The organism is Aeromicrobium sp. REDSEA-S32_B7 (assembly GCF_001626145.1).
In the GTDB taxonomy this organism is placed as follows: domain Bacteria; phylum Actinomycetota; class Actinomycetes; order Propionibacteriales; family Nocardioidaceae; genus Aeromicrobium; species Aeromicrobium erythreum.
This window is the reverse complement of sequence record NZ_LUNF01000259.1, coordinates 1-6,857: the sequence shown is the minus strand read 5'-3', so window position 1 is coordinate 6,857 and position 6,857 is coordinate 1. Positions and strand designations below refer to the sequence as shown.

General features: G+C 71.7%; 7 protein-coding genes and 1 pseudogene. 3 read left to right on the top strand and 5 right to left on the bottom strand.

What is annotated here, in order from left to right; genetic code table 11:
* The 3 genes and pseudogenes from A6Q79_RS16060 to A6Q79_RS16050 form a co-directional block, all read right to left on the bottom strand.
* Positions 1-191 (bottom strand): annotated as a pseudogene (locus A6Q79_RS16060) (succinate--CoA ligase subunit alpha); the annotation flags it as partial.
* 10 nt (positions 192-201) lie between these two features.
* Positions 202-1,368, bottom strand: a complete 1,167-nt coding sequence (gene sucC / locus A6Q79_RS16055; RefSeq protein WP_317698761.1) for an ADP-forming succinate--CoA ligase subunit beta — start codon at positions 1,366-1,368, stop codon at positions 202-204.
* A 143-nt stretch (positions 1,369-1,511) separates the two neighbouring features.
* Positions 1,512-1,778: a hypothetical protein gene (locus tag A6Q79_RS16050; protein WP_067854865.1), complete on the bottom strand. Its 267-nt coding sequence runs from the start codon at positions 1,776-1,778 to the stop codon at positions 1,512-1,514.
* 163 nt (positions 1,779-1,941) lie between these two features.
* Here A6Q79_RS16050 and A6Q79_RS16045 point away from each other — a divergent pair, with 163 nt between their 5' ends.
* The gene (locus A6Q79_RS16045) at positions 1,942-2,799 is read left to right on the top strand and encodes a M23 family metallopeptidase (RefSeq protein ID WP_317698760.1); all 858 of its coding nucleotides are present in this window, start codon (positions 1,942-1,944) and stop codon (positions 2,797-2,799) included.
* Here A6Q79_RS16045 and pcrA read toward each other — a convergent pair.
* Entirely contained in the window at positions 2,756-5,143 is a 2,388-nt protein-coding gene (gene pcrA / locus A6Q79_RS16040) for a DNA helicase PcrA (RefSeq protein ID WP_286690084.1), read from the bottom strand. The two genes, A6Q79_RS16045 and pcrA, sit on opposite strands and share 44 nt — an antisense overlap.
* A 65-nt stretch (positions 5,144-5,208) precedes the next feature.
* Positions 5,209-5,688: a hypothetical protein gene (locus tag A6Q79_RS16035; RefSeq protein WP_317698759.1), complete on the bottom strand. Its 480-nt coding sequence runs from the start codon at positions 5,686-5,688 to the stop codon at positions 5,209-5,211.
* Between the two features lie 297 nt (positions 5,689-5,985).
* On the opposite strand from A6Q79_RS16035, the gene A6Q79_RS16030 reads away from it, so the two are divergent.
* Both A6Q79_RS16030 and A6Q79_RS16025 read left to right on the top strand, forming a co-directional pair.
* Positions 5,986-6,342, top strand: coding sequence for a GntR family transcriptional regulator (locus A6Q79_RS16030; protein WP_286690082.1), 357 nt, complete (start codon positions 5,986-5,988; stop codon positions 6,340-6,342).
* Positions 6,339-6,782, top strand: coding sequence for a GNAT family N-acetyltransferase (locus A6Q79_RS16025; RefSeq protein WP_317698758.1), 444 nt, complete (start codon positions 6,339-6,341; stop codon positions 6,780-6,782). Before A6Q79_RS16030 ends, A6Q79_RS16025 begins: the two co-directional genes overlap by 4 nt.
* Positions 6,783-6,857 lie beyond the last annotated feature (75 nt).

Below are 6,857 nucleotides of genomic sequence, written 5' to 3'. Positions count from 1 at the left end.
GCCTCCTCCACCGAGCCGAAGACCGGCTGGGTGGTCCCGGCCAGCTCGACGGTGGTGCCGGCCTTGCGCGCGTTGACGCCGCCGACGATGTTCGACCCCGCCTCGATCATCAAGGTGGTGTGCTTGGAGCCCATCCCACCGGTGATGCCCTGGACGATGACCTTGGAGTCCTTGGTCAGGAAGATCGACATGTCAGCCCCTTCAGCCGTTCGCCAGCTCGGCGGCCTTGTCGGCCGCTCCGTCCATCGTGTCCACCTGGGTGACGAGCGGGTGGTCCAGCTCGTTCAGGATGGCGCGACCCTCGTCGACGTTGTTGCCGTCGAGACGGACCACGAGCGGCTTGGTGGCGTTGTCGCCCAGCAGCTCGAGCGCGCCCTTGATGCCGTTCGCCACGGCGTCGCACGACGTGATGCCGCCGAAGACGTTGACGAACACGCTCTTGACCTGCGGGTCGCCGAGGATGACGTCGAGACCGTCGGCCATGACCTGCGCCGAGGCGCCGCCGCCGATGTCGAGGAAGTTGGCCGGCTTGACCGAGCCGTGCTTCTCGCCGGCGTAGGCGACGACGTCGAGGGTGCTCATGACCAGGCCCGCGCCGTTGCCGATGATGCCGACCTCGCCGTCGAGCTTGACGTAGTTGAGGCCCTTCTCCTTGGCCTTCGCCTCGAGCGGGTCCGCCTCCTCGTGGATGACGAACTCCTCGTGCTCGGCGTGGCGCACCTCCGAGGCGTTGTCGTCGAGCGACACCTTGCCGTCGAGAGCCTCGAGCTTGTCGCCCTCGAGACGGGCGAGCGGGTTGACCTCGACGAGGGTGGCGTCCTCCTCGACGAAGACCTTCCAGAGCGACTGGACCATGGCGACGGCCTGGTCGGCGAGCTCGGCCGGGAACTTGGCCTCCTCGACGATCGCGCGGGCCTTGGCCTCGTCGACACCGGCACCGGCGTCGATCGGGATCTGGCGGACGGCCTCGGGGTTGGTCTTGGCGACCTCCTCGATCTCCACACCACCCTCGACGCTCGCGATGCACAGGTAGCTGCGGTTCGAGCGGTCCAGCAGGAAGGAGAAGTAGTACTCCTCGACCGGGGGCGTGGCCGGCGTGACGAGCACGCGGTTGACCGTCAGGCCCTTGATCTCCATGCCGAGGATGTTCGACGCGTGCTCGTAGGCCTCGTCGGCGGTCTTGGCGATCTTGACGCCGCCGGCCTTGCCGCGGCCGCCGGCATTGACCTGCGCCTTGATCACGGTGACGCCGCCGAGCTCCTCGGCGGCAGCCTTGGCCTCGTCGGCGGTCGTGACGACCTTGCCGAGCGTCGTCGCGACGCCGTGCTTGGCGAAGAGCTCCTTCGCCTGGTATTCCATCAGATCCACGGTGATGACCGTCCTTGGTTCGTCCAGGGTCCTCTGAGGTAGGTCAGAGCCTCTCGGGACTCTAGCCTCTGTGGGAGGGGAACGGGCGGCGGGGTGCGTCACACCTGGCAGGGGTGACGGCGGCCACGCGCCTGTCCTGCCAATCAGTGCGGCGGCAGCACCTCGAGCGCGACGTCGTCGATCCCGAGGTCGGCGAGCGCGGCCCTGAGTGCCTGCGCGGCCGTGTCGCCGGCGACCACGACCACCCGTCCGGCGTCCTCGGCGCGCACCACCCAGGCGGTCGCGACGGGCTCGCTGCCGCCGAGGTAGACGACCTCGTCGCCGTCCGCGCTCGCCGCTCGGGCGTGGCGCAGCGCGAGCTCCTCGGAGGCACCGCTCAGGTCGGCAACCACGACTCGTGGGATCGGCATCCCGAGATCGTCCCGCACGGCGGTGTTCCTCCTCACAACCACCCCCGCGACACGCCCGGAACGACGGGGAGGGCGTCGTCGGTCTCCAGGTTCCTCCTTGACCATGACCTCCTGTCCTCTAGACTCGACAGGTCCCGCCCCGTGCATCGCTGGAGGTCTCTGCGTGTCATCACCTGCGCCCAAACGTCGACTCGACGTCAGGCAGCAGACGCCGCGCGACTCCGTCGGCGGCCGTCGGGCGGCTGTCCGTCCCCGCCGTCGCAAGACCAGCCTGCGTCTCACGCCGGCTGCCGCGGGTGCCGTCGCCCTCGTGATGGCCGGGATCGGCGCAGCAGCGCTGTCCCCGCGTGCCGACCAGGGCTCGCTCGACTCCGGCTACCAGACGATCTCGGCGAGCTACACCGGCTCCCAGGGCGTCGACGTGACGCCCGAGATCGACGAGGCGACGCTGGCCCGCCAGACCGAGCAGCAGGCCTCGCAGAAGCTGAAGGTCGACGGCGAGCTGCGCGACAAGGCGCAGAACGTCGCCGATGAGTACAAGTCGAACCAGTGGGTGCTGCCGGTCACCGGCTACGCGCTGACCGCGCGGTTCGGCCAGTCCAGCTCGCTGTGGGCCCGTGTGCACACCGGCCTCGACTTCGCGGGCCCGTCGGGCTCGACGATCGTCTCGGTCGCGGCCGGTACGGTGACCGACACGAGCTACGCGGGCGCCTACGGCAACCGCACCGTCGTCACCCTCGACGACGGCACCGAGATCTGGTACTGCCACCAGAGCCGCATCGTCGCCACCCCCGGTGAGCGCGTGCGCGCCGGTCAGACGATCGGCTACACCGGCTCGACCGGCAACGTGACCGGCCCCCACCTCCGAGCCGATCGACCCCGAGATCGCGCTGCGCGAGCACGGCGTCACGCCGTAGCCCCACCCCGACCTGACGACGCCCCCGGCCAGCGGCCGGGGGCGTCGTGCGTCGTGGCGGCTACAGCTTCTCGACCGGGGCGTAGCGCAGCAGCAGGCGCTTGACGCCCTGCGAGCCGAAGTCGACGCTGGCGACCGCGTTGTCGCCCTGGCCGTCGAGCGCGACGACGGTGCCGAGGCCGAAGCTGTCGTGCGTGACCCGGTCGCCCGGGGTCAGCGACGGCACCGCGCGCTTGCGCTGCGAGCGTGCCGCGGCCGCCTTGGCCGTGAACGCCTGACCGCGACCGCCGCCGCTGGAGGAGCCACCACCGCCGATGGAGGGTGCGCGGGTCCACGCCGTCGGCGACTGTCCCTCCCGGCGCCAGTCGAGCAGGTGGGCGGGGATCTCGTCGAGGAACCGCGACGCCGGGTTGTACGACGGCGCACCCCAGGCCGCACGGCTCATCGCCCGGGTGACGTAGAGCCGTTCGCGGGCGCGGGTGATGCCGACGTAGGCGAGGCGTCGCTCCTCCTGCAGCTCGGTCGCGTCGCCGAGCGCGCGCAGGTGGGGGAACACGCCGTCCTCGAGCCCGGTGAGGAAGACGACGGGGAACTCCAGCCCCTTGGCGGTGTGCAGCGTCATCAGCGTGACCATGCCGTCGCCCTCGTCGGGGATCGAGTCGGCGTCGGCGACGAGCGCGACCTGCTCGAGGAACGCCTCGAGGGAGCCGCTCGTCAGGTCGGCCTCCTCGCGGCCGCTCTCCTCGTCGGAGACGGTGGACGCGTTGACGACGTACTCGCGCGCGACGGCGACGAGCTCGGCGAGGTTCTCCACGCGGGTCTCGTCCTGCGGGTCCTTGCTGTCCTCTAGCGCGGAGAGGTAGCCGCTGCGGGTGAGGGCGGCCTCGAGCACGACGTCGGCGGGCTCGCCCGAGAGCGCGAGCTCGCGGAGCTCGGCCATCGTGGCGGCGAAGGCCTGCACGGCCTTGAGGGAGCGGGGGGCGAGGTCGCCGGTCTCCTCGGCGCACTGGAGGGCGTCCCAGAAGGAGATCTGCTCGCGTGCGGCGAACCGCTCGACGGCGGCCTGCGCGCCGTCGCCGATGCCACGCTTCGGCTCGTTGACGATGCGCCGCAGCGACACGGCGTCGCGCGGGTTGACCAGCGCCCGGACGTAGGCGAGGGCGTCCTTGATCTCCTTGCGCTCGTAGAAGCGCACGCCGCCGACCACCCGGTAGGGCAGCCCCACGCGGATGAAGACCTCCTCGAACACCCGGGACTGGGCGTTGGTGCGGTAGAAGATGGCGACGTCGGACGGCTTCGCGTCGCCGGCGTCGGTGAGCCGGTCGACCTCGTCGGCGATGAACTGCGCCTCGTCGCGCTCGTCGTCGCCGACGTAGCCAACGACCCGCTCGCCGTCGCCGGCCGCCGACCACAGCTTCTTGTCCTTGCGGCCCTCGTTGCGGCTGATGACCGCGTTGGCGGCGTTGAGGATGGTCTGCGTCGAGCGGTAGTTCTGCTCCAGCAGGACGGTGGACGCGGCGGGGTAGTCCTGCTCGAACTCCAGGATGTTGCGGATGTTCGCGCCGCGGAAGGCGTAGATGGACTGGTCGGAGTCGCCGACGACCATGAGGTCGAGGTCGGGGTCGGTCTCGGGGTCGCAGAGCTCCCGCACGAGCGCGTACTGGGCGTGGTTGGTGTCCTGGTACTCGTCGACGAGCACGTGCCGGAACCGACGCCGGTACGTCTCGCGCACGTCGGGGAAGGCCTGGAACAGGTGGACGGTCTGCATGATGAGGTCGTCGAAGTCCATGGCGTTGGCCGCCCGGAGTCGCTGCTGGTAGAGCCGGTAGGCCTCGGCGTAGAGCTCCTCGGTGCCGTTGGTGGCGCGACCGCCGGCCGACTCGTGGTCGACGAGCTCGTTCTTGAGGTTCGAGACCCAGTGCAGCACGGCGCGCGGGTTGACCTGCTTGGGGTCCAACCCCATGTCCTTGCAGACCAGGGTCATGAGAGGTCGGGAGTCGGCGGCGTCGTAGATGCTGAACGTCGAGGTGTAGCCGAACCGGTTGGCCTCGCGCCTCAGGATGCGCACGCACGAGGAGTGGAACGTGCTCACCCACATGGCACGCGACGGGCCACCGACGAGCTCGGCGACACGCTCGCGCATCTCGGCGGCCGCCTTGTTGGTGAAGGTGATCGCCAGGATCGAGCCCGGGTGGGCGCCGCGGGCGGAGATCAGCCAGGCGATGCGCCGCGTGAGCACCCGCGTCTTGCCCGACCCGGCTCCCGCGACCACCAGCACCGGCCCCGGCTCGTGGGAGACCGCGGCCCGTTGGGCGTCGTTCAGCCCCTCCAGGAGCGTGTCGGAGCGGGCGGCGCGGCGGGTGCGGGCCGCTGCCACCGGGCTCGGGTCGGAGTCGTCCGAGGACGACGAGGGGCGGGCACCGGCGGGCACGGGAAAGGGCGACGTCATGACCGGTCCAGCCTAGTCGGCGGGCCCGACAGCGCCGCGCGCGGCGACGACGTCCTGCTGTGCGTCTACCGACAGGCGGGCTGGGGTGCGGCTACCCGCAGGTTCTCCGCCGTCGGGTTGATCTCGATCCGGAAGTCGAGCCCGTCCTCCGCGGCCGATCGTGCCAGTCGGTCCACGGCTGCGTCCCCCGTGTCGCCGAGGACCTCGGGGTCGATCTCGACGTGGTCCAGGCGGCCGCTGTAGATCGCGACCCGCGCTTCGACCGGCTCGTCGGCCCGCTCGCCCTCGAGCTCGATCGGTCGGACCGCGCCGAGCACGAGTGCCACAGCCACGCGAGCCGGCACCTGCACGGTGACGACCTGGCCGTCGTCGTTGCTGAGCTCGGTGGCCTTGGACGCCTCGAACAGGTCGGCGAGCGGCCACCCGGGGTCGACCTCGTCCGAGCCGGGACGTGCCGCGAACGTGCCCGCCGCGTCGGTCCGGCTCCAGCAGCCACTGACTCTCCCGCCCTCGGAGAGCACCGTGGTCCACACGGCGTCGTCCACGACCCGCACCTGCGTGGGACCGTCGGCCTCTGTCGTGAACCGGAGGGAGCGGCGGAGCGCTCGTCCTCCGCGTCGGTCTCCGCGCCGCACCCGGCGAGCAGGACCGCGGCGAGCGCGACGGCGGGACGGGCGAGCAACGCGGTCCTGGTCATGGCGTGAGCGTAGGGGCCGCGGCGCGGCGGCGGGCCGAAACTGTCACAACCAGTTGCACGTCACCCGCATGCCCGTGCCACGGGAAGCCGTCGGGGACCTCGTCGGGGCGATGTCGGGTGCGGGTGCGCGTGGCAGGATGCCGACGTGATCGCGCTCGAGATCGACCCCGACGCCACCGAACCGCCGTTCGAGCAGGTGCGGCGGCAGGTGGCCGCAGCCGCCGCCGACGGCTCGCTGCCGCCGGGGCACCGGCTGCCGACCGTGCGCGCGCTCGCCGCCGACCTGGGTCTGGCCGTCAACACCGTCGCCCGGGCCTACCGCGAGCTGGAGGCCGACGGGGTCGTGGAGACGCAAGGTCGGCGCGGCACGTTCGTGACGGCACCGGTCGCCCCCGACGGCGCCACCCGCGCGGCGGTCGAGCAGGTGGTCGCGGACGCACGGCGCGCCGGCCTCTCGCGCGACCAGGTGGTCCGCCTGGTCGAGGAGGTGTGGGGCGCGTGAGCGACCTGGCCGACGTGACCATCAGGCTCGCCCGCGAACGGGACCTCGACGAGCTGACCGACCTCTGGGAGCGCGCGGCTCGGACGAGCCACGGCTTCATGGCCGACCACGACTTCACCGACGCCCACCCCTACCTGCGCGACGCGCTGCTGCCGTCGATGGCCGTCTGGGTCGCCGAGCGCGCCGGCCGCCCCCTCGGCCTCGCCGGGTGCCGGGGCACCCACCTGGAGCTGCTGTACGTCGAGCCCGAGGTGCACGGCACGGGCATCGGCACCCTCCTGCTCGACCACGTCGCCCCCACCAGCGTCGAGGTGTACGCCGGCAACGCGCACGGCCTCGGCTTCTACACGTCACACGGCTTCCGCACCCTGCGCACCCACACCACCGACGCCTTCGGCCGCCCCTTCCCCGTCGTGCACCTGGTGCGCGAGCTGTCCTGAGCCTGCGTGACCTTGCTGGTGCGGTGGCTGCGGGGGTCGTGACCTTGCTGGTGCGCTGCCGCAGGGGGTCTGGGC

What these genes read in the sequence shown, in the direction of transcription:
- A6Q79_RS16050 (WP_067854865.1), bottom strand. Translation starts at nt 1,778, where the DNA reads ATGCCGATCCCACGAGTCGTGGTTGCCGACCTGAGCGGTGCCTCCGAG.
- pcrA (WP_286690084.1), bottom strand. Translation starts at nt 5,143, where the DNA reads ATGACGTCGCCCTTTCCCGTGCCCGCCGGTGCCCGCCCCTCGTCGTCC.